Raw genomic sequence first — 21,388 nt, forward strand, 5'->3', positions numbered from 1 at the left:
ATCACAAACTAGGACAGTTGAATGACCAGCGGCCAACCAAGATCGGTTTGGCGATTGGCTTCTAATTCGAGCTCAGCTTTGGTTAGAGGGTTGTTGTCTAACCAAGCGCTATTGAGGTGAAGTGTGATTTGATCGTCAGTGGCGGTAATGTTGAGCTTAGGTAATACCGCGCTGTTACGGCGATGACATAACACCACTGCAAGACGAAGCACTCGTAATAAACGGCGAGCACTTTGATCTGAGAGTGCGTGTTGTTCGGTGATGTTACTCAGTTGTTCACGATAGCGACGTAGCATTTCTGCTAATAGCTGTTTTTGAGCACGAGTAAATCCAGGCAGTTCTAAACTACGAACTAAATAGGCAGCGTGTTCACCGTCTCCTTTAAAGCTAATACTCATTCCAATTTCATGCAGTTGTGCTGCACTGGTGAGTAATACTTCAGCTTGAGGCTCGGGTAACCAGTTTGCTGCACCGCATTGCTTTACGATTTCCAAACAGGTATCAGCAACTTGATGGCCGTATTGGCGATCAAGTTGGTAACGCGCTTGTAGGCTATTGATGGTGCGTTGACAAATATCATCATGGCGCATTTCATCCATCATTTCATACACTAAACCTTCACGTAGAGCGCCGCCTGCCAGTGTCATCGAATCAATATTTAATGACTCAAAAATGGCAATAAGAATAGAAAGCCCACTTGGGAAAACTAAAACGCGTTCTAAAGTTAACCCTTCAATATCCAGCTCTTCTAAGTGATCATATTGCATGGCTTGATGCTGCAGTCGCTTCAGTTTTGCATGGGTGATCACTTCATCCATGCCTTGGGCGACCATAATTTCTTGCAGTGCTTGCACGGTACCGCTGGCACCGACACACACATTCCAACCGAGATCTAAATATTGCTTGAGGATAGGTTGAAGCGTGTTTTTAGCACCTTGGATCGCAGCATCAAAGTTTGTTTGAGTCAGTTGACGATCTTTAAAATAACCTTCGAGCCAAGTTACGCAGCCCATTTTCAGACTGGTCAGGGCTTTTGCATCAAAACCTTCACCGATGATGAGCTCTGTACTTGCGCCACCAATATCGACCACAAGACGTGAGCCACAACCACCAGAGGTATGTGATACCCCTTGGTAAATGGTTCGAGCTTCTTCTTCACCTGGGATCACTTCAATGTCGTGTCCAAGGATTTGGTTTGCTTTACTTAGAAATTCCTCAACGTTGGTCGCGGTTCGCAGTGTCGCCGTGCCCACAATGCGGATGTGACTAACCGGGAAATCTTGCAGACGCTCAGCAAATAGACTCAGACAATCCCACCCACGTTGCATGGCGTCATGGCTTAAACGATTATGTTTATCTAAGCCTGCTGCTAAGCGGACTTTGCGCTTAATTTTAGCCATTGTTTGCACACTACCGTCAACATGACGGACGACAAGCATGTGAAAACTGTTAGACCCAAGGTCAATGGCGGCATACATAGGTGAAGTTGCTGGTGTATTCATAACGTCCTTATTATTGTTGTGATTGACGACGCGGCTGACGCTGACGGTTGTTGTGTTTACGATTGCCTTGGCGTTGTCCTTGACGCTGATTACCATTGTTTGAACGGCGATTGTTCGTTGGCTGGCGACGTTGTAAACGCAGTGGCGCAGGTAAATCTTGGATCAGAGCTGTCGTATCGTATTCAGAAACCGGTACCGCGTGATCAATGTATTCTTCAATCGCAGGTAGGTTAATGGCGTACTCTTCACAAGCAAAGCTAATGGAGTGGCCACTTGCACCAGCACGGCCAGTACGGCCAATACGGTGAACATAGTCTTCAGCATCGTCTGGTAAATCGTAGTTAAATACGTGTGTTACCTGAGGAATATGCAATCCACGAGCCGCAACGTCGGTGGCAACCAGGATATCCACTTCGCCTTGTGTGAATTGCTCTAGAATGCGAACGCGTTTCTTCTGTGGCACATCACCAGTCAGTAGGCCCACACGGTGTCCGTCAGCGGCTAAGTGACCCCATACCGATTCACATTTGTGCTTCGTGTTAGCAAACACAATCGCACGCTCTGGCCAATCTTCTTCAATGAGAGTTTGAAGCAGTGGCATTTTGTCGGTGTTTGATGGGTAAAACAGTTCTTCTTGGATGCGGTGACCTGTTTTTTGATCCGGTTCAACCACTAAGTGCTCTGGGTTGTTCATGTGTTCAAAAGCCAGCTCTTGTACACGGTATGACAAGGTTGCAGAGAACAACATGTTTAAACGTGCTTTTGGCTCAGGCATGCGTCGGAACAAGAAACGAATGTCTTTAATAAAGCCCAAATCGAACATGCGATCCGCTTCATCAAGTACAACCGCTTGAATAGAACGGAAGTCGATTAAGCGCTGTTTGTAGAAATCGATGATGCGGCCCGTGGTGCCAATCAGGACATCAATACCGTTTTCTAGCGCTTCTTTTTGTTTGTCGTAACCTTCACCGCCGTAAGCAAGGCCCGCTTTTAAGCCCGTACTTTTGATCAGTGGTTCCGCATCATTATAAATTTGGATCGCCAATTCACGTGTTGGCGCCATAATGATGGCACGAGGTTGGTTCTTGCGACGATCGGCAGGAACTTCTGTCGTTAGTAGGTGGTTAAAAGTAGCAGTAAGGAACGCAAGCGTCTTACCAGTACCCGTTTGGGCCTGGCCTGCGATGTCTTGGCCGGTGAGCATGACCGGCAATGCCAAGGCTTGGATTGGGGTACAAAATTCGAACCCTTTTCCGCTTAAACCTTCAATGATCTGAGGCTGTAAATTCAGATCGGCAAACTTTTGCTCTGTGATATGCGTCTTTTTCATCGCTATAGAATATCAGCTTAGGGTTGCAATACGAAACTGAATCAATTCAAATAGGGCATCGATTTACTGGTTAATATGAAATCAGTGACTAAAATCAGACATTGGAGTGGACGATGAGCGACAAGATTGTGCAGCTAACTGACGATAGCTTTGAAAGCGACGTAATTAATGCAGCTGGCCCTGTACTTGTAGATTTCTGGGCAGAATGGTGTGGCCCTTGTAAAATGATTGCACCGATTTTGGATGAAATTGCTGACGAGTACGAAGGCAAACTGACTATTGGTAAGCTAAACATTGACCAAAATGCTGGTACTCCACCGAAATTTGGTATTCGTGGAATCCCAACACTGCTTCTTTTTAAAGATGGCGGCGTAGCGGCAACGAAAGTAGGTGCGTTATCTAAAACTCAACTTAAAGAGTTTTTAGACGCAAACCTATAATAGCCACTGAGTATTATACCCAGTTTGCTATTAAACCGTGTATAATCTGTGTTATACGCGGTTTAGCTTTTTCTAAGCTAGACTCATTTAGGATTTAGTGATAACGTGTTGCACGTAAATCATACAGTTGTTCATTCCTTGAGCGAATTTTGACCTATCTGATGGTCATTTCTATTCTTAATTAACCTAAACAGATCCCAATTTTGACTAACAAGATACCCACCACTATGAATCTTACTGAATTAAAGAACAGACCCGTGTCTGAGCTTGTTGCACTTGGCGAAAGTATGGGCCTGGAAAACTTGGCTCGACTAAGAAAACAGGACATCATCTTTTCTACATTAAAGCAGCACGCTAAAAGTGGTGAAGACATTTTTGGTGATGGTGTTCTAGAAATTCTGCAAGATGGCTTCGGTTTCCTTCGCAGTGCAGACAGTTCATACTTAGCTGGCCCTGATGATATTTATGTTTCCCCAAGTCAAATTCGCCGCTTTAACTTGCGAACGGGTGACAGCATTGCCGGGAAGATTCGTCCACCAAAAGACGGTGAGCGCTATTTTGCCCTGCTAAAAGTTAACTCTGTTAACCATGACCGTCCTGATAATGCCCGCAACAAAATCCTTTTCGAAAACCTTACTCCTTTACACGCTAATGATCGCCTACGTATGGAACGTGGTAATGGTTCTACCGAAGACATTACCGCGCGTGTATTAGATTTAGCGTCTCCGATTGGTAAAGGTCAGCGTGGTCTGATTGTTGCTCCGCCAAAAGCGGGTAAAACCATGTTGCTACAGAACATTGCACAAAGTATTGCTCATAATCACCCTGATTGTGAGTTGATGGTATTGCTGATCGATGAGCGTCCGGAAGAAGTAACGGAAATGCAACGCCTAGTTAAAGGTGAAGTAGTGGCTTCTACGTTTGATGAGCCAGCTTCTCGCCACGTTCAAGTTGCAGAGATGGTTATCGAAAAAGCAAAACGCTTGGTTGAGCACAAAAAAGACGTGGTGATCTTATTAGATTCCATTACACGTTTGGCTCGTGCATACAACACCGTGATCCCATCATCAGGTAAAGTACTGACAGGTGGTGTGGATGCGAACGCCCTACATCGTCCTAAGCGTTTCTTTGGTGCGGCACGTAACGTTGAAGAAGGTGGCAGTCTAACCATCATCGCAACCGCGCTTGTTGATACAGGTTCTAAGATGGACGAAGTGATCTACGAAGAGTTTAAAGGTACAGGTAACATGGAACTGCACCTAAACCGTAAGATTGCTGAAAAACGTGTTTTCCCTGCGATTGATTTCAACCGCTCTGGTACTCGTCGTGAAGAGTTGCTGACTAAAGCAGATGAGTTACAGAAAATGTGGATTCTACGTAAGATTGTCCACCCAATGGGCGAAACCGATGCCATGGAATTTTTGATCGATAAGTTAGCAATGACAAAAACGAACAACGAATTCTTTGATGCGATGCGTCGCCAATAAATTGCCTTAGTGTCACAAATCCTAAAATGCCGCTGTAAAAAGCGGCGTTTTTTATTGCCTTCCATTATTATCAATAGCATCATATGTAGTATGAATGTTACTGGAAGGTTAATATGCAACAAGGATTGTTGGTATCACTGCTTCTGTCTTCGACTTTGATGGTGGGCTCTGTATTTGCGACGGAGCTACAGCCAAAACGTGTTTCGGCATTGCTACAAGATGAGCAACTGAATCAAAGGGTGGAGGACTTATATCATTCAGCCCTTACGAATGATGTGGATGCTCTGAACTTTTCACTAAACCGCCTTTCTTTACCCCAACAAGAAGCTGCTCGTTTCTTGGTTATTCAACATTTAGAACAAAATAATGTTGCACTAACACCAGTGCTTGCCAAGTGGTTACAGCAGCAATTAGAGCGTCGTCCTACGTATCAGGTGTCTGAGCAGGGAGATGGTTATGTGATCACGAAAGTGGCTTTTAACTACCCAGCGGTTGCTCAGCGTTTGTTGCATCGCTGGGAAAAGGACCAACAAGTATTGGATTTCATTTTAAGCTCAGAGCGTCAGGAACTTAAGCTGTCTGATTGGCTTAGTGGTTCCGTGCATGATCTCAATGTAAAGCAAGAAATCTTGCTAAATGAGCTGGATAGTTTATCTCCTGAAGCGTTGCAAGCGCTGGTGGATCAAGTCACTCAGCATGCTGTGTCTGCTTGGCTACCTTCAACCAAAGTGATGGTGAAATTGGCCAAAGTGAGCCAAGACCCACAGCTGTATAAAGTGCTGTGGCAAATGCGGGCTGATCAACACAGTTTGTCTGAACTACAGCGGCTTGCGAATCTTGCGCCGGAATTGTTCGCAACAGAACAAGTGATTGCTGCGACTCAAAATCCATCTTTGAAAGTGCAGGCGCTAGGGTATTTGGCTCAGTTACACCCGCTCCCTGATAATGTGAGAGAGTTTTTATTGGTGAAACTGAATCACGTTGATGATGGCAGCATTGTGGCGACTCAATTGGCAAGATCCGGTCATGCAGGTTGGTTACAACAGTTATTGGGTGAGCGTGATACCGTGCGTCAGAATAATGTGAAAGCGGGTTTATCACACATTTCGCAATGATTGACGTTGTGATTTTATGTGATTGCTATTAACAAATCGTTATAATATGCCGGAATTTAGCAAGCCGGTAGAGGCCAATGAAATACAATGATTTACGTGACTTTATTGACCATTTAGAGCAAGTTGGTCAGCTAAAGCGAATCGCACATCCCGTCGACCCTCATTACGAAATGACCGAAATCAGTGATCGTACATTACGAGCACACGGTCCTGCTTTGTTGTTTGAAAATCCCATAGGCTATGACATGCCAGTGCTAACCAACCTTTTTGGTACTCCTGAGCGAGTCGCAATGGGGATGGGTCGTGAAGACGTAAAAGAGCTTCGTGAAGTGGGCAAGTTACTGGCGTATTTAAAAGAGCCAGAGCCGCCAAAAGGCTTTAAAGATGCGATAGATAAGCTGCCTGTGTTTAAGCAAGTCTTAAATATGCCTGTAAAGCGACTGCGCAAAGCGCCATGCCAGCAAGTGGTGTGGCAGGGTGATGATGTGGATTTGGACAAAGTTCCTGTCATGAGCTGCTGGTCTGATGATGTTGCGCCTCTGCTTACTTGGGGCCTTACTGTGACAAAAGGGCCGAATAAGAAGCGTCAAAATTTAGGTATCTACCGTCAGCAAAAATTAAGTAAAAATAAAGTCATTATGCGTTGGTTGGCTCACCGTGGTGGTGCGCTAGACCTTCGTGAGTGGATGGAAACCAATCCGGGTAAACCTTTCCCAGTGTCTGTGGCTTTTGGAGCTGACCCTGCAACGATTTTAGGTGCGGTGACCCCAGTGCCCGATACTTTGTCGGAATACGCGTTTGCGGGTTTGCTACGTGGCAGTAAAACCGAAGTGGTTAAATCAGTGAGTAACGATCTTGAAGTACCTGCCAGTGCGGAGATTGTACTTGAGGGCTATATTGATCCTACTGAGTTTGCGGATGAAGGCCCATACGGTGATCACACAGGATATTACAACGAAGTTGAACGTCATCATGTGTTTACCGTTACGCACATGACCATGCGTCAGAACCCTATTTATCACAGCACGTACACTGGTCGTCCGCCAGATGAGCCAGCGGTGCTGGGGGTTGCACTTAATGAAGTGTTTGTGCCGATTTTACAAAAGCAGTTCCCTGAAATTGTCGATTTTTACTTACCACCAGAAGGTTGTTCGTATCGAATGGCTGTGGTGACAATGAAGAAGCAATACCCTGGTCATGCCAAGCGCGTGATGATGGGGGTATGGTCTTTCTTACGTCAATTCATGTACACCAAGTTTGTATTGGTGTGTGATGAAAACGTCAATGCGCGGGATTGGTCTGAAGTCACGGCGGCGATGTCGGCTCAAATGGAACCCGTGCGCGATACACTGATGATCGAGAGCACTCCTATCGACTCTTTGGACTTTGCTTCTCCAGTTGTGGGGTTAGGCTCCAAAATGGGCTTAGACATCACGAAAAAGTGGGATGCAGAGTTGGAGCTGTCTCCAAGCGTGGCGGCAGAACCATTGAATGCGGATGACATTGAAGGCAGGCTCACTGAATTAAAGCAACGATTCCCTGAAATTATCGATGTTCATTTACAAAATGAAAACTCGAGTATGGTGGTGATTTCGATTGATAAGACAGAAGCTCATCAGGCGAAGAAGCTCATGGATGGGGTTTGGTCTCAGTTTGCCGACAATAGGTCTGTCATCGTGTGTGATGGTGACGTTAACGTGCGTGATTGGAACGACATTATCTGGGCGGTGACGACGAGAATGGACCCAGCCAGAGATACTCTATTCTTAACTAATGAGTCTGAGCCATCAAGAATGGGTCTGGATGCGACCAATAAGGTTCAAGGTCAAGAGTGCCGAAGAGAATGGGGGGTTCCAATTACAAAAGATCCTAAGGTGGTAGAAAAAATTGATAGTATCTGGGAATCGTTAGGGATTTTATGAGCTATCAAGTAGCTTTATACCCAGAAAATATCACCTTTGAGGTACAAGAAGGGCAAACGGTGTTGGATGCAGCGCTCAACAACAATATTTATTTTCCAAACCGTTGCCAAGTTGGTGCATGCGCAATGTGTATGTGTAAAAAGTTAGAAGGGCAAGTGAGTTACCACCTTGAACCAATGCTCACAGAGAAAGAGCAACAGCAAGGTTGGATTTTCGCTTGCCAAGCATTTGCAGAAAGTAATTTAGTCCTGACCTTTGTTGAATAGAGGTTAGCGAGAGGAATAACATGACTATTAAATGTAAAGTGAAGTCTATCGAGCCTTTGGCTTGTAATACTTACCAAATTTTACTTCACCCAGAAACGCCGGTCGCTTTTAAAGCGGGTCAGTACCTTATGGTAGAAATGGGTGAAAAAGACAAACGCCCATTTTCTATTGCGAGTAGCCCATGTCGTCATGAAGGTGAATTAGAACTTCATATCGGGGCTGCTGAGCACAATTCATATGCTTTAGAAGTGGTTGAAGCAATGAAGAAAGCTCAAGCTGAAGATGGTGATATTGCCATTGATGCGCCTCATGGTGAAGCCTGGGTGCGTGAAGGAACTGAAAACCCTATCCTATTGATTGCGGGCGGTACTGGTTTTAGTTATGTACGCAGTATTTTGGATCACTGTATTAGTCAAAATGTGACTAAGCCTGTGTTCTTATACTGGGGTGGTCGTGATGATTGCCAATTGTATGCCAAAGAAGAGTTAGACAACATTGCAAGCCAATACGCTAACGTGACGTTTGTTCCTGTGGTTGAAGAAGCGCCAGAGCAGTGGTCAGGTAAAGTGGGTAATGTGCTGGAAGCGGTGATGGACGATTTTATCAGTCTTAGCGCGTACGATATTTATATTGCGGGTCGCTTTGAAATGGCTGGTGCGGCACGTGAGCAGTTTACTGAGCAGAAAGGAGCAGAGCGTCATCACATTCATGCCGATGCGTTTGCTTTTATTTAAGCCATAATAGTTAATGAAGAATAAAAAAGCGCAGCCTAGAGCTGCGCTTTGTCGTTTCGAGGGGGCTGTAAAAGATTACTTATACTGGCTGATTAGTACTGCTGTCATAAGAGCAGTAATAACTGAAACGATCATGCCAGAAACTAAGATCCAAGGAAGCATATCCATAAGGCTGACTACTTTTAATAATAATGTTATTGGGAGTCTTATTGAACAGATTTTGCGCAGAGAGAACAATGCGACAGAAAGGTTTTCTCAACCTTGGTAACATTCTGCAACACTTGAAATATTTTGTGACTGAAATCGCATTATTTTTGAGCGAAAAAAGGCGTTACTCGAAAGTAACGCCTATTAATTCAGTTGCTTATTGGTTTTGACGGTTGTTGATTAATTACTCGGTAGCAAAGTCAGGGCTTGGCGAGAAATATCTGCTGCGGCTTGTTTTTGATCCAGTTTATCGAGCACATCGGCCAAGTACGCGTAATCAGAAATATCTGGACGAATATCTAGGGCTTTTTCAAAATGCTCTTGAGCTTCAGCCCATTTGTTGTCACGCATGTAAAGTTGAGCGATGGCACTGTGAGTCACAGGGTTGTTTTCATCGTAGCGCAACACATCAGATAATAATACGATGGCTGGGTGGTAATCCGGTAGGTTTAGCTCTGGGAACAGAATGACTAAGCGATCATCAGATTGTTTCTTCACCGCCTCACGAAGGACGCCATAGGCTTCGCTATCAGCTTTACGAGTGATTAGCTGTTTAGCAAAACATGCGATTAATACGTTGCGCTGGCGGCTCTTACGAGGCAGTGAGCGCCAGTGATTAACTAACCCTTCGCTGCCTTGTTGACCAGCAATGCGTTCCATTAATCCACATTCGGTTTTTTCTTCTAAACGTGCCGCTTCTACTTGGTCAATCATGTCAGCTTTCACCAATTGTGGAAGCAGAGTACGAAGTGGCTGCCAGTCACCCAGCTTTAAGTAGGTGGTTTTCAGTAGCTCAAGTAAGACCGGGTTGTGTGGGTGCTGTTGCTTAATGTCTTGCAGTGTGGCCAGCGCTTGCTCGTATTGCTCTTGGCGAATTTGCAGCTTGGCGCAAGTCAGTGCTACCGCTAAGTTACCCCCATCTTGCTCTGAGGCCAGTTTTAGGTAATTGTCGCGCTGTACAGTTTCACCACGGCCTTGAGCTGCTTCTGCCGCTGCTAGGTAGTTGAGAAGCGGCGAATCACTGTGGGTTGCACCTTTTACGACTAACTTTTCAGCTTGACGCCAGTCACCTTCCACTAATTTTACAAGACCTTGTGACGTGTTTAAGCGAGCTTTACGTACTTTACGGCCTGAGAACCAGCCACGAGTTGCGCTGCCAACAGAGAAAATACGTTTGATGATCAGCTCAAGTAAGAAAAGCGCACCGATCAATGCGGCAATGGCGATGATAAGCGTGGTTAAGCTCATTTCAATGGTCTGATTGGCCGCTGAAATAAGTACGTAACCTTGGTGGCCCGCAAAATCAGGACCAACCACTAAGCCAGCAATCAGCGCGATAACAAGAAGAAGTAGGCGGATCATGCTTTATCCTCCTCTGTAATGATGCTCGTAACTTCACGACGTAGGCGCTCGGAAATAACATCAGCAATGATTGGTTGCGTATTAAGCTTAACAGGGTACTCCACTTCAATCGTTTGTGTGGCCAAGCTATCTAGGCTATTAATGAAGCTTTGTACTTTTTTGTCTTCTTGGTTAAAGAACTGAGTTGACCATTCTTTTGCAGCTTCCAGCGATGAGACATACACATCGCCTTGCTCACGATAAACCGCTTTGATCGCTGTTTCGATTTTTGCTTTTAGGTTTTCTTGTAAGTAGAAGTGCTGTTTTGGGGTTAATAATGGCGTTACGTTTCCATCACGCTTACGGTAAGTAATGAAGTTGCCAGAGAAGTCTTTTAATGAGGTCATTAAGTTCTCTTGCCACTGATTAATGTCGCTTGAGACTACTGCTTCAGCTTCGATTTCAGCTTCTGGTAAAATCGCGTGTGAAAGTGGAAGGCTTGCAATCTTTTCTTGTAAGCTGGTTAATCGAAGTACTAAGCCATCACGATCAATGAGTGGTACAGCTCGTAGTTTGATGATGTCATCGGCCATGGCTTTACGAAGGGGGACTAAGCTTGGATCGTTTAACGCAGCAATGCGCTGATCTGCGGTTTCCATTAGCTTAGTTGCACTTACTACATCATGCTCTAGCCACAGTTTACGCCCTGCCATTTTCACAAAGTAGTCAGATTCAGCCAGTAGCCAGTCGTTTGGTCGACGGCCTTTTAACTCGGCTAGTGCCAATTGCAGGCTTTCAATGCTCTTATCTTGTTGTTCAAGCAGCACTTGTGTTTTTTGGCTGATTTGATCCACTTGACTCAGTGTTTCTTGGCGGCTTGATTTGATTTCAGAAGCCGTTGAGTTTTGCAGCAAGTTGACTTTTTGCTCTAGGTTCGTGATTTGCGCATTTTGGTTGGCAAGTTGCAGATTGTACTGCTGGGTTTGCTGGTAGCCTTGGAAATACAGGCCGCCGCTCAGTGCGACAACTAACGCAATTGCTACAGCACCGAGTGTATTACTCTGTTTTTGAGCTGGTTCAGTAGCTTGCTGTTTTACAGGCTCTGGTTGAGAAGCGGCTTGTGGCTGCTTTTCTGTTTTATCTGTGGGGGTTGATTGTGGTGCCGCTTTCTCGGTATCCACTTTTTTAGCGTCTACTGGTTGTGAAGTTTCGGCGTTGTCTATCTGCTCTTGTTCTGGTGCAGATTTGCTATTTTCGTTTTTAGACGTGTTTCTATTCGTTTTTTTGCTAGTCATTCGAAAGTCCCATCATGCTTCAGGTCGCTCAAAGTTGAGAGCAAAGCGGCGTTTGCGGCGCTACCAACCGTTGAAATTAATGAAAAACCAAGTTCAGTCGCTCGGTTTGCGATTCTACGACTTGGTACTAACAGGCGGCAGCTGTAGAGCCAGTTAGTATGTTGAACTGGAATCAAGTCGGTTAAATATTGCAATTGCTCAGAGCTGGTGATCACAATGGTATTAACATTGCGGCGACGCCAGTCTAAAACAAGTTGTTCACCATCCAGTGTTAACCATTGGCGGCGATAGGTTTCACAATACTCTACGTTGGCATTACGTTGCTGCAAAGTATCGTAAATCAGTTCTCGCCCACCGTTGCCACGTAAAATGAGAACGTTTTTACCAGCCACGGAGTGCAAAATCGGGTGTTTCAGTAAATGTTCACTATCACTGTGTGTTGGATAGTGTACCGCCTGTAATGTCGATTGCTCGAGGGAATGAGCCGTTTTTTGACCAACGGCAACATAATTTATGCCTTCAGGCCAAGACAAACCACATGATGCCAGTTGTTGGTGAGCATATTCAACCGAACGAGCACTAACGGCGATAATATAATCACCAGATTGAAGGGTTTGGAGCATTTTGGCAAGAAGAGGCAGTTGTGCACCTGCTTCAATGTTGAGGAGAGGTTGTGCAATAGCAGTCATGCCCTGTTGTTGTAGGGCATGGCAAAGAGCAGTTCCATCTGGCTCTGGGCGGGTGACCAAAATCGTCATTACGCGTTGTCGTATAACTTCTTCAAAATGTCTTTAGCGCCATCAGCCAGTAATTGATCAGCTAAGGTCGTTCCCAGCTTTTCTGCATCGGCGACTGGGCCTTTAATTTCACCACGAACGATTTTTGAACCGTCTGGCTCACCAACCAGTGCCCGCAGCCAAATTTCATCACCATCAATGAGTGAGTAGCTACCAATTGGCACTTGGCAACCACCTTCAAGGCGGTTATTCATGGCGCGCTCACACAATACACGTGATGCCGTTTCAGGGTGATTTAGGGTATCTAGAAGTGCTCGAATGCGTGTATCGTCAGTGCGGCATTCAATACCCACAGCGCCTTGGCCTACGGCAGGCAAAGAGACTTCAGGTTCAATTGAGCTGCGAATGCGATCGCCAAGTCCTAAACGGATAAGACCTGCACAGGCTAAGATAATGGCATCGTAATCCCCGTTATCTAGCTTTTGAAGGCGTGTGCCAACGTTGCCACGTAAATCTTTAATCACGAGATCTGGGCGTTGTTCTTTTAACTGACATTGACGGCGTAAACTGCAAGTGCCAACTACAGCACCTTGTGGCAGTTCATCAATGCTGTTGTAGGTGTTCGATACAAACGCGTCACGTGGGTCTTCACGTTCACAGATGGTAACTAAACCTAGGCCCTCTGGGAATTCAACAGGTACATCTTTCATGGAATGCACCGCTAAGTCGGCGCGTCCTTCTAACATGGCGACTTCGAGCTCTTTTACAAATAACCCTTTTCCGCCTACTTTGGCTAAAGGAGTATCTAAAATGATGTCGCCTTTTGTTACCATTGTAACCAGTTCTACCACCAAGCCTGGGTGTGCCGCTTCGAGAGCATCTTTGACAAAATTGGCTTGCCATAACGCAAGTGGGCTTTTACGTGTGGCGATTCTGACAGGGGCTTGTTGTGACATATTGGGTTCCATATAAAAAGGCTCTAAAACAGACTAATCGTACCACTGCTTATTGCTATCGAGTAACTATCAGATCTCACCTCGGTGATGAAACTGCTTTATTACTAAATGTGTGGCTAGAAAATGTGACTTGTGTCACAATGAATGTGTTAGTCTACTGCTTATCTTATCAATATTGTTACAACATCAATACGTTGCAACTGTAATGACAAGTTAATAGTAACTGAGAATATAGTGTGCATTAGGGAAAGTCTTTTTTAGTGCAAAGGATAGTAATACAAACTTTACGGTTACTAGTTAAAGTGTTACATTGATCACGTTTTGATCTGTTGGTCGCTGATGTTTTATGCGATTTGCACGCCTTTTTAACTAGTTGAGTATCGGTGTTCTTGGATAAGAAATTTGCAAATCTATATCAAGAAACTAATAAGCAGGCTTGATGCCCTAAACGAGCAGCGTATCGAAAGAGCGCTGGCGGTAATGGATACTCAAGCGCAACGTGTCTTTCATATGTTGCCTGTGTTGCTTCATTATAATCATCCCTCCATTCCGGGCTACCTTGAGCAAGAGGTGCCTTACGGGATCTGTGATTTTGCGTTAAATGAACACCAGCGGCAGTTTATTGATGACACCGCCCTCACGACAGGTGATTCACTTGTCTCTTCTCCTGTTCCTCATATTTTTGGTCTCTACACCATGGGCAGTACGTCTTCCATTGGTCAGAGCTTATCGAGTGATCTTGATATTTGGGTTTGTGTGTCGGCCCAAATGGGTGGAGAGGAACGCCATCATCTTGAATCAAAATGTTCTTTGATTTCTGATTGGGCCATGAGCCAAGGGGTAGAAGCCAACTTCTTCCTTATTGATGAAAATCGCTTCCGTGATAATTTTTCGGAAAAGATGACCGGAGATAACTGCGGCTCTTCTCAGCATTTGTTGCTACTGGATGAGTTCTATCGTTCTGCGGTTCGTTTGGCTGGTCATCGGTTATTGTGGCAGTTAGTACCGCCAGAAATGGAAGAGTGCTACGATCAGTACGTAAAACAGCTTTGCCAAGATGGCCATATTAACTGTGAGCACTGGATTGATTTTGGTCAGCTGAATCGCATCCCTGCGGAAGAGTATTTTGGCTCAAGCTTATGGCAGTTATACAAAAGTATCGACTCGCCGTATAAATCGGTTTTAAAAGCCATTCTTCTGGAAGCCTATTCTTGGGAATATCCCCACACTCAATTATTAAGTATTGACAGTAAACGTCGTTTTTTTGCCGAAGACCCAAGTCTGTATGGCATGGACGCGTACTATTTGATGCTAGAAAAAGTCACGCGTTACTTAGAACGCATTGATGACCATCGCCGTCTAGATTTGGTCCGTCGCTGCTTTTATTTAAAAACCCATGAAAAGCTCACGCGTGAGCCGGGATTAGGTTCGGTGCAGTGGCGTCGTGATACGTTGACAGAATTGACCTCGCAGTGGGGGTGGTCCGACAGTGTACTGCGTGAATTAGACAATCGCCGTAACTGGAAAGTTGAGCAGGTGAAAGTGGCGCACAATGAGCTGCTTGATGCATTAATGTTAAGTTATCGCAACTTAATCCGTTTTGCGCGCCGTAATGACATTACATCCGCCATTAGCCCAGAAGACATCAGTATTCTTGCGCGTAAACTCTATGCGGCGTTTGAAGAATTACCAGGTAAAGTTACGCTTCTTAATCCGCAGATCTCGCCGGATTTACACGAATCGGATCTGACGTTTATTCAGGTGCCAGAAGGGCGAACCAATAAATCGGGTTGGTATTTGTATAAGCAACCGCTGGAAGCCAAGCACATTCTCGGGCAACCGTCGTTAGAACATAACCGTTATTTAAGTAAGTTGGTGGCATGGGCTTTTTTTAATGGCTTGTTAACGGAATCAACTCGTTTAGATGCGGTGGTGCGTGATGCGGACTTGAATATTGATAAGTTTTATCAAATGGTCAGTGACATTCGAAATACCTTTTCTATTCGTCGCCCAAGGCCAAGTTTGCAGGCGTTATCTAGTCCGTGTGAAATTCGTCAGTTGTCGATGTTCATTAACTTGGAAAACGACCCAACCGCTGAGCTAAAAAGTAAAGCTGTTCGATTTGATTTTAAGAGCACGGATGTTTTTAGTTTTGGTAAAGATCAGGAATGCTTAGTAGGCAGCGTTGATCTGGTATATCGAAACTCGTGGAATGAAGTCAGAACGCTGCATTTTTCTGGTGAATGCGCCATGCTAGACGCGTTGAAAACTGTGTTAGGAAAAATGCACCAAGATGCGCTGCCGCCAGAATCGGTGGATGTTTTTTGTTATAGCGAGCACATGCGCGGCATGATCCGTAACCTCGTTTATCAGCTATTGGCAGAGTGTATAGAGCTGCGCTTAAAGCCGATAGAACAAGAGAAGCGTCGCCGTTTTAAAGCCATTCGTATTGGTGAGCAGATGTTTGGTTTGTTTTTTGAGCGCCGTGGTGTGTCGGTTCAAAAGCTGGAAAACTCAGTGGATTTCTATCGCAGCATTTCGACCAATAAGTTGAATGGATCCCCGGTGATGGTGTTGGGAGATACTCATGAACCGCATCCGCCAGCCATTGTGGATTCTTATGCCAGCGAAGGTCTTATTCAGTTCTTCTTTGAAGATTGCGATAACGGCTTTAATATTTACATTCTCGATGAAACCAATCGAGTGGAAGTGTACCGCCAATGCAGCGGTGACAAAGATGAAATGGTGCATGGGGTTAATCGTTTTTACACTTCAAACCAAGACAAGTTTAGCTACAGTGCTAACTTTATTAATTTCAACTTGCCACAGTTCTACGACATCTTGCATTCTGAGCAGGGTGAACCTTGTGTGGTGCCGTATCGCAGTAATCAGCAAACCATGAAAAAGCCGCCGGCTGGTCATGCATCGGGGATCAACCTCGCAAGCTAATGCAACTTATATAAAATCCACCGATATAAAAAGAGCGCCCTTACTTTAGGCGCTCTTTTGGGATCATAGGGCGTTATAAAGTGCTATTCCCATTCGATCTCTTCATCGGCGTGCTTCTCGCATTCCGTTTTCACTAATGCAACCAGCTCTGAGCCTGTTTTAGAGCAAATCCACTCAGAGTCGTTGTATTTAAAGTGAAACCCTCCTGACTTTGATGCTAACCAGATCTCGTGCATTGGTTCTTGGCGGTTAATAATGATTTGGCTGCGATTCTCAAATTCGAGTGTCATGACGTTACCCGTCACTTCATAATCGATGTCTGCGCCTGAATCATCGATGAGTTCTTCGATGGTTGTTAGCTGTTGATCAACCAATTGGTGAAATTCAGTATCATTCATCCGATAGCATCCTATTGCTTTTCCTGTTTGTGGTGCGATTATAGAGGGCATTGATAAGATAATCACGAATAGAGATATGAAGACACGATTCATGGCTTTACTTTTACTAGGCTCGCTAACGCTAGTAGGTTGTGGTCAGAAAGGGCCGCTGTACATGCCTGAAGAACCACAACAAAACGAACAAACACCATAAATTTAAGACAAGGAAGACCCGACATTGGATTACTTTAACTATAAGGATGATGGTCAGCTATGGGCTGAAGACGTCACTCTCACTCAATTGGCACAACAATATGGCACACCGTTGTATGTGTATTCTCGTGCGACATTAGAGCGTCATTGGAATGCGTTTGATTCGGCGGTGGGTGAACACCCGCATTTAGTGTGTTACGCCGTGAAAGCCAATTCGAACTTAGGTGTATTGAATGCACTGGCTCGAATTGGTGCTGGGTTTGATATTGTGTCTGGTGGTGAGCTGGAACGTGTGATTGCTGCTGGAGGTGATCCCGCGAAGATTGTATTTTCTGGTGTCGGAAAAACAGAACAAGAAATGCGCCGAGCATTAGAGCTGGGCATTAAGTGCTTCAACGTAGAATCTGAGCCTGAGCTGGAACGTTTAAACAAGGTGTCGGGTGAGTTGGGCGTGGTTGCGCCAATCTCTTTACGTATTAACCCAGACGTGGATGCCAAAACGCACCCTTATATTTCTACGGGGTTGTTGGATAACAAATTTGGTATCGCTTTTGACCGTGCGCCAGAAGTGTATCGCTTTGCGCATAGCTTGCCGAATCTCGATGTACAAGGGATTGATTGCCACATTGGCTCTCAGTTAACGGACATTTCGCCGTTCATTGATGCCACGGATCGTTTGTTAGCCCTAGTGGATAGTTTAAAAGACGAAGGCATTAATATTCGCCACCTTGATGTGGGTGGTGGTTTAGGGGTGGTGTATCGCGATGAATTACCACCACAGCCATCGGATTATGTGAAGGCGTTACTGTCTCGTTTAGATAATCGCTCTGATCTTGAACTTATTTTTGAACCTGGCCGTGCCATTGCTGCCAATGCAGGTGTTCTGCTGACGAAAGTGGAATTTTTAAAGCACACTGAACATAAAAACTTTGCCATTATTGATGCGGCGATGAATGATTTAATGCGCCCGGCGTTATATCAAGCATGGCAAGACATTGTCCCTGTGGTACCTCGTGAAGGGGAAGCGAAAAAATACGATCTGGTTGGCCCTGTCTGTGAAACTGGGGATTTCTTAGGTAAAGATCGCGCTTTAGTCCTAGAGCAAAATGATCTGCTGGCGGTACGTTCCGCAGGGGCCTATGGTTTTGTTATGTCCTCGAACTACAACACTCGCTGCCGTGCAGCCGAAGTTATGGTTGATGGCAGTCAATCACACCTGGTTCGCAAGCGTGAAAAGCTGGAAGAGTTATGGCAGCACGAGAGTTTGTTACCAGAGTAGGGTAAAGAAGAACGATGCACTTTCATTTTTCAAAAATGCACGGTTTGGGCAACGACTTTATGGTGGTTGACTGCATAACCCAAAATATCTTTTTTTCACCTGATTTGATCCGTCGCTTGGCGGATCGTCATCGTGGTATTGGTTTTGATCAGCTGTTGGTTGTTGAACCGCCTTACGATCCAGAATCCGATTTTCATTACCGGATTTTTAATGCCGATGGCAGTGAGGTGGAGCAGTGTGGTAATGGCGCGCGTTGTTTTGCGCGTTTTGTTCGCATGAAAGGACTGACCAACAAGTACAGCATTGCGGTGAGCACCAAAAATGGCAAAATGGTGCTCAAGATTGAAGACAATGATGACATCACGGTGAACATGGGGGTTCCTGAGTTTGAACCTCATAAAATCCCCTTCCGTGCTAAGCAGACTGAAAAAACCTATATTATGCGTGCCAACGAGCAAACCTTGTTTTGTGGTGCGGTAAGCATGGGCAACCCGCACTGCGTTACGGTGGTGGATGATGTTGAGAATGCAGATATAGACACCCTTGGCCCCTTGATTGAATCACACGAACGTTTTCCGGAGCGAGTGAACGCAGGTTTTATGCAGCTGTTGTCTCGCCAAGCCGTGAAGTTACGTGTGTACGAACGTGGAGCAGGAGAAACACAAGCTTGTGGAAGTGGTGCTTGTGGAGCTGTTGCTGTGGGGATCAACCAAGGCATACTGGATAATGAAGTGACCGTGAGCTTACCGGGCGGAGATTTGCTGATTCGCTGGGCAGGGCCAGGCAAACCGCTGTACATGACTGGACCCGCAAGCCATGTGTTTGATGGACAACTAACAATATGACCAATGTAACCCAACTGAGTGAGCCACAACTGACTCAGCTAACGGATGAGGTGATCACGGATTATTTACGTGATCACCCTGATTTTTTTGAACGCCAGCCAGAGCTGTTAACGCAATTACGGATACCGCACCAAGAAAAAGGGGCGGTGTCTTTGGTTGAAATTCAGCTCGGGCGCTTAAGAACACGCATCAGTGAATTAGAAGATGAAATCACGCAATTGATGTCGATTGCAGCCCGTAATGATCGCACTTTTTATTTATTGTCTCGTGTGCAAGGTGACTTGTTATCGAGTAAAAACGTGGAACAGGCAGCGCTGGTGGTTGAAGAAATGGCGGCGGAGTTAAATTTAACCTCGTGCATCCGTTTGTTTGAACTGACGCATCCGAAGCATTCACTCAATCGTGAGGGGTTTAACAGCTTTTCTCGTTCTCACTTAAACGGGAAATCGGTGTATTTAGGTCGCTTACGTCAGATTGATCGTGATGCTTTATTTACGGATGCGCCTGATTTAGGCTCGTTTGCGATTCTGCCATTGGGAGAAGCTGCACCAGTTGGGTTATTGGCATTTGCCAGTCAAGACGGCGGACACTTTCAACCAAGTATGGATACGCTCTTTTTGCAGCAAGTGGTGAGTGTATTGAACCACTTGTTGGCAGTCTGGCAGTTATCCCCTGACGTTGAGTTGTGTGATGAGTAATCCTTCATTGCCCTCGTCGCTCACGAAACCGCTAGAGCGTTTTTATGAATACCTTCGTAGTGAGCGAGGATTAAGTTTGCACACCCAACGCAACTATCAACGGCAACTGACCACGGTTGCTGAACATTTTGTTGAGTTGGGCGTTACTGACTGGAAAGACGTGGACGCCAGCTGGGTTCGTCAATTGGTGGGTAAAGCCAAACGTGATGGACTCAAACCGAGCAGCACTTCTACGCGCCTCTCTTCTTTACGTAGCTTTTTTGACTTTTTGGTTCTGCGTGGTGAGCTGTTAGCAAACCCGGCCAAAGGGGTTTCGGCCCCAAGAAAATCTCGACCTTTACCTAAAAACATTGATGTTGATGAAATGGGTCAGCTACTCGATGTGAATGAAGATGATCCGTTGTCGATTCGTGATCGTGCCATCATGGAACTTATGTATGGAGCCGGGCTGCGTTTGGCGGAGCTGATCAGTATTGATGTTCGAGATATAAACTTAAGTCACGGTGAAGTCCGAGTCATCGGTAAAGGGGACAAAGAGCGTAAAACCCCTTTTTCTGGTCAAGCGAAAGAGTGGTTAGGGCGCTGGCTGAAAGTTCGTGGCGAGTTGGCACATAGCAGTGAGCCTGCTTTGTTTGTTTCGCAACGTGGTCAGCGTATTTCTCATCGTAATGTACAAAAGCGCATGGCTGAGTGGGGGCATAAACAATCTGTAGCCAGTCACATTAGCCCGCATAAATTGCGTCACTCTTTTGCCACTCATGTTTTAGAATCCAGTGGTAACTTACGTGCGGTGCAAGAGCTGTTGGGGCATGAAAACATTTCAACCACTCAAATCTATACCCATCTCGATTTTCAGCACCTTGCACAGGCTTACGACCAAGCTCACCCTCGTGCGAAACGAAATAATAAAGAGTAAATTGTACGTGCTCTTCACTGAACACAGTTAACTGGAGGTTATCGCTTTATGCATTTTTATCGCTGCTTAAAACCAATCCTCGCCATGAGCTTTGATTTGGATGATACACTATACGATAACCGTCCTGTGATCCGTCGTTTAGAATCTGAACTGTTGGTTTGGTTGCACCATCATTACCCTGCTACTCGCACGATGACCGCACAAGATTGGCTTGCGGTGAAAATACAGCAAGCTGAGCAAAATCCTGCGTTAAAACATGATGTTACTTTATGGCGTTTTAGACAATTAGAGGCTGGTTTTATCGCTTGTGGTTATAAGAAAGAGAGTGCGAAGCAGGCTGCTGAATTAGGCTTAGCTCATGCATTATCACTGAGAAATCAGGTGGATGTCCCTGAATTGTCTCACCAAGTATTGGCTAAACTGTCTCAAAAAGTGCCATTAGTAGCACTGACGAACGGTAACGTGGACGCAGAAAAGATTGGTGTCGCACACTATTTTCGTCATATATTTATGTCCGGTCGTGATGGCCTCGCAAAGCCTCATGCGGATATGTTCGAAAAAAGTGCTGCTAAATTAGCGATACCCCCTGAAAATATTTTGCATGTTGGGGATCATGTTCGTACTGATGTCATGGGCTCAAAACAGAATGGTTTTCAGGCGTGTTGGTTTAACGACCAACAAAGACAATTACATAAAGAACGACGTGTTACTTCACTTCCAGATATAGAAATTAATTGCTTGTCAGAGCTATTGACTCTGATTTGATGACGAAAAAGGAA

At 45.3% G+C, this 21,388-nt stretch carries 19 protein-coding genes and 1 pseudogene; 13 read left to right on the plus strand and 7 right to left on the minus strand.

The genetic code is table 11. From position 1 onward, the window contains the following. Positions 1 to 8: 8 nt before the first annotated feature. Together gppA and rhlB are read right to left on the minus strand one after the other, a co-directional pair. The gene (gppA, locus tag MHO82_RS07580) at positions 9 to 1,502 is read right to left on the minus strand and encodes a guanosine-5'-triphosphate,3'-diphosphate diphosphatase (protein WP_239183270.1); all 1,494 of its coding nucleotides are present in this window, start codon (positions 1,500 to 1,502) and stop codon (positions 9 to 11) included. 10 nt (positions 1,503 to 1,512) lie between these two features. Beyond that, positions 1,513 to 2,832: an ATP-dependent RNA helicase RhlB gene (rhlB, locus tag MHO82_RS07585; protein WP_239183271.1), complete on the minus strand. Its 1,320-nt coding sequence runs from the start codon at positions 2,830 to 2,832 to the stop codon at positions 1,513 to 1,515. 113 nt (positions 2,833 to 2,945) lie between these two features. Between rhlB and trxA the strand changes: the two genes are divergently transcribed. The 6 genes from trxA (at position 2,946) to fre (ending at position 8,796) form a co-directional block, all read left to right on the plus strand. Then, the gene (trxA, locus tag MHO82_RS07590) at positions 2,946 to 3,272 is read left to right on the plus strand and encodes a thioredoxin TrxA (RefSeq protein ID WP_239183272.1); all 327 of its coding nucleotides are present in this window, start codon (positions 2,946 to 2,948) and stop codon (positions 3,270 to 3,272) included. Between the two features lie 227 nt (positions 3,273 to 3,499). After that, a complete protein-coding gene (gene rho / locus MHO82_RS07595) occupies positions 3,500 to 4,759 on the plus strand; it encodes a transcription termination factor Rho (RefSeq protein ID WP_239183273.1) in 1,260 nt (419 codons plus the stop codon). Between the two features lie 113 nt (positions 4,760 to 4,872). Further along, positions 4,873 to 5,874, plus strand: a complete 1,002-nt coding sequence (locus MHO82_RS07600) for a hypothetical protein (RefSeq protein WP_239183274.1) — start codon at positions 4,873 to 4,875, stop codon at positions 5,872 to 5,874. A gap of 77 nt (positions 5,875 to 5,951) precedes the next feature. Further along, the gene (ubiD, locus tag MHO82_RS07605) at positions 5,952 to 7,796 is read left to right on the plus strand and encodes a 4-hydroxy-3-polyprenylbenzoate decarboxylase (RefSeq protein ID WP_239183275.1); all 1,845 of its coding nucleotides are present in this window, start codon (positions 5,952 to 5,954) and stop codon (positions 7,794 to 7,796) included. Next, complete coding sequence (locus MHO82_RS07610) at positions 7,793 to 8,062, plus strand: 2Fe-2S iron-sulfur cluster-binding protein (RefSeq protein ID WP_239183276.1); 270 nt, start codon at positions 7,793 to 7,795, stop codon at positions 8,060 to 8,062. The genes ubiD and MHO82_RS07610 overlap by 4 nt, the downstream gene beginning before the upstream one ends. A 20-nt stretch (positions 8,063 to 8,082) precedes the next feature. Then, entirely contained in the window at positions 8,083 to 8,796 is a 714-nt protein-coding gene (gene fre, locus MHO82_RS07615; RefSeq protein ID WP_239183277.1) for an NAD(P)H-flavin reductase, read from the plus strand. Positions 8,797 to 9,183: 387 nt separating this feature from the next. Here fre and MHO82_RS07620 read toward each other — a convergent pair whose 3' ends face one another. Genes MHO82_RS07620 through hemC form a run of 4 tightly spaced genes read right to left on the minus strand, consistent with a single transcriptional unit; the run spans position 9,184 to position 13,332 of the window. Next, positions 9,184 to 10,365 (minus strand): heme biosynthesis HemY N-terminal domain-containing protein, encoded by a 1,182-nt coding sequence (locus MHO82_RS07620; protein ID WP_239183278.1) that lies wholly within the window; start codon positions 10,363 to 10,365, stop codon positions 9,184 to 9,186. Beyond that, on the minus strand, positions 10,362 to 11,639 hold the full coding sequence (locus tag MHO82_RS07625) for a uroporphyrinogen-III C-methyltransferase (protein WP_239183279.1): 1,278 nt from the start codon (positions 11,637 to 11,639) through the stop codon (positions 10,362 to 10,364). The genes MHO82_RS07620 and MHO82_RS07625 overlap by 4 nt, the downstream gene beginning before the upstream one ends. After that, positions 11,636 to 12,397: a uroporphyrinogen-III synthase gene (locus tag MHO82_RS07630; RefSeq protein WP_239183280.1), complete on the minus strand. Its 762-nt coding sequence runs from the start codon at positions 12,395 to 12,397 to the stop codon at positions 11,636 to 11,638. Before MHO82_RS07630 ends, MHO82_RS07625 begins: the two co-directional genes overlap by 4 nt. Beyond that, positions 12,397 to 13,332, minus strand: a complete 936-nt coding sequence (gene hemC / locus MHO82_RS07635) for a hydroxymethylbilane synthase (RefSeq protein ID WP_239183281.1) — start codon at positions 13,330 to 13,332, stop codon at positions 12,397 to 12,399. Before hemC ends, MHO82_RS07630 begins: the two co-directional genes overlap by 1 nt. A gap of 402 nt (positions 13,333 to 13,734) precedes the next feature. Here hemC and MHO82_RS07640 point away from each other — a divergent pair, with 402 nt between their 5' ends. After that, positions 13,735 to 16,281 (plus strand): class I adenylate cyclase, encoded by a 2,547-nt coding sequence (locus MHO82_RS07640; RefSeq protein WP_239183282.1) that lies wholly within the window; start codon positions 13,735 to 13,737, stop codon positions 16,279 to 16,281. An 83-nt stretch (positions 16,282 to 16,364) separates the two neighbouring features. Here MHO82_RS07640 and cyaY read toward each other — a convergent pair whose 3' ends face one another. Beyond that, complete coding sequence (gene cyaY / locus MHO82_RS07645; protein WP_239183283.1) at positions 16,365 to 16,679, minus strand: iron donor protein CyaY; 315 nt, start codon at positions 16,677 to 16,679, stop codon at positions 16,365 to 16,367. Between cyaY and MHO82_RS07650 the strand changes: the two are divergent. From MHO82_RS07650 to yigB, 6 genes and pseudogenes are all read left to right on the plus strand, one after another. Next, a pseudogene (locus tag MHO82_RS07650) lies at positions 16,659 to 16,872 on the plus strand (lipoprotein). The gene cyaY and the pseudogene MHO82_RS07650 sit on opposite strands and share 21 nt — an antisense overlap. Positions 16,873 to 16,896: 24 nt before the next feature. Next, positions 16,897 to 18,150, plus strand: a complete 1,254-nt coding sequence (gene lysA / locus MHO82_RS07655; protein WP_239183284.1) for a diaminopimelate decarboxylase — start codon at positions 16,897 to 16,899, stop codon at positions 18,148 to 18,150. Positions 18,151 to 18,164: 14 nt separating this feature from the next. Beyond that, a complete protein-coding gene (gene dapF / locus MHO82_RS07660) occupies positions 18,165 to 18,995 on the plus strand; it encodes a diaminopimelate epimerase (protein ID WP_239183285.1) in 831 nt (276 codons plus the stop codon). Beyond that, positions 18,992 to 19,693, plus strand: coding sequence for a DUF484 family protein (locus MHO82_RS07665; RefSeq protein WP_239183286.1), 702 nt, complete (start codon positions 18,992 to 18,994; stop codon positions 19,691 to 19,693). Before dapF ends, MHO82_RS07665 begins: the two co-directional genes overlap by 4 nt. Further along, positions 19,686 to 20,609 (plus strand): tyrosine recombinase XerC, encoded by a 924-nt coding sequence (gene xerC / locus MHO82_RS07670; RefSeq protein ID WP_239183287.1) that lies wholly within the window; start codon positions 19,686 to 19,688, stop codon positions 20,607 to 20,609. Before MHO82_RS07665 ends, xerC begins: the two co-directional genes overlap by 8 nt. Positions 20,610 to 20,657: 48 nt before the next feature. Beyond that, a complete protein-coding gene (gene yigB / locus MHO82_RS07675) occupies positions 20,658 to 21,374 on the plus strand; it encodes a 5-amino-6-(5-phospho-D-ribitylamino)uracil phosphatase YigB (RefSeq protein WP_239183288.1) in 717 nt (238 codons plus the stop codon). Positions 21,375 to 21,388: the final 14 nt, after the last annotated feature.

The organism is Vibrio sp. Of7-15 (assembly GCF_022347565.1).
In the GTDB taxonomy this organism is placed as follows: Bacteria; Pseudomonadota; Gammaproteobacteria; order Enterobacterales; family Vibrionaceae; genus NORP241.

Coding starts and splice junctions, on each gene's coding strand:
- gppA (WP_239183270.1), bottom strand. CDS start 1,502: ATGAATACACCAGCAACTTCACCTATGTATGCCGCCATTGACCTTGGG.
- rhlB (WP_239183271.1), bottom strand. CDS start 2,832: ATGAAAAAGACGCATATCACAGAGCAAAAGTTTGCCGATCTGAATTTA.
- trxA (WP_239183272.1), top strand. CDS start 2,946: ATGAGCGACAAGATTGTGCAGCTAACTGACGATAGCTTTGAAAGCGAC.
- rho (WP_239183273.1), top strand. CDS start 3,500: ATGAATCTTACTGAATTAAAGAACAGACCCGTGTCTGAGCTTGTTGCA.
- MHO82_RS07600 (WP_239183274.1), top strand. CDS start 4,873: ATGCAACAAGGATTGTTGGTATCACTGCTTCTGTCTTCGACTTTGATG.
- ubiD (WP_239183275.1), top strand. CDS start 5,952: ATGAAATACAATGATTTACGTGACTTTATTGACCATTTAGAGCAAGTT.
- MHO82_RS07610 (WP_239183276.1), top strand. CDS start 7,793: ATGAGCTATCAAGTAGCTTTATACCCAGAAAATATCACCTTTGAGGTA.
- fre (WP_239183277.1), top strand. CDS start 8,083: ATGACTATTAAATGTAAAGTGAAGTCTATCGAGCCTTTGGCTTGTAAT.
- MHO82_RS07620 (WP_239183278.1), bottom strand. CDS start 10,365: ATGATCCGCCTACTTCTTCTTGTTATCGCGCTGATTGCTGGCTTAGTG.
- MHO82_RS07625 (WP_239183279.1), bottom strand. CDS start 11,639: ATGACTAGCAAAAAAACGAATAGAAACACGTCTAAAAACGAAAATAGC.
- MHO82_RS07630 (WP_239183280.1), bottom strand. CDS start 12,397: ATGACGATTTTGGTCACCCGCCCAGAGCCAGATGGAACTGCTCTTTGC.
- hemC (WP_239183281.1), bottom strand. CDS start 13,332: ATGTCACAACAAGCCCCTGTCAGAATCGCCACACGTAAAAGCCCACTT.
- cyaY (WP_239183283.1), bottom strand. CDS start 16,679: ATGAATGATACTGAATTTCACCAATTGGTTGATCAACAGCTAACAACC.
- dapF (WP_239183285.1), top strand. CDS start 18,165: ATGCACTTTCATTTTTCAAAAATGCACGGTTTGGGCAACGACTTTATG.
- MHO82_RS07665 (WP_239183286.1), top strand. CDS start 18,992: ATGACCAATGTAACCCAACTGAGTGAGCCACAACTGACTCAGCTAACG.
- xerC (WP_239183287.1), top strand. CDS start 19,686: ATGAGTAATCCTTCATTGCCCTCGTCGCTCACGAAACCGCTAGAGCGT.
- yigB (WP_239183288.1), top strand. CDS start 20,658: ATGCATTTTTATCGCTGCTTAAAACCAATCCTCGCCATGAGCTTTGAT.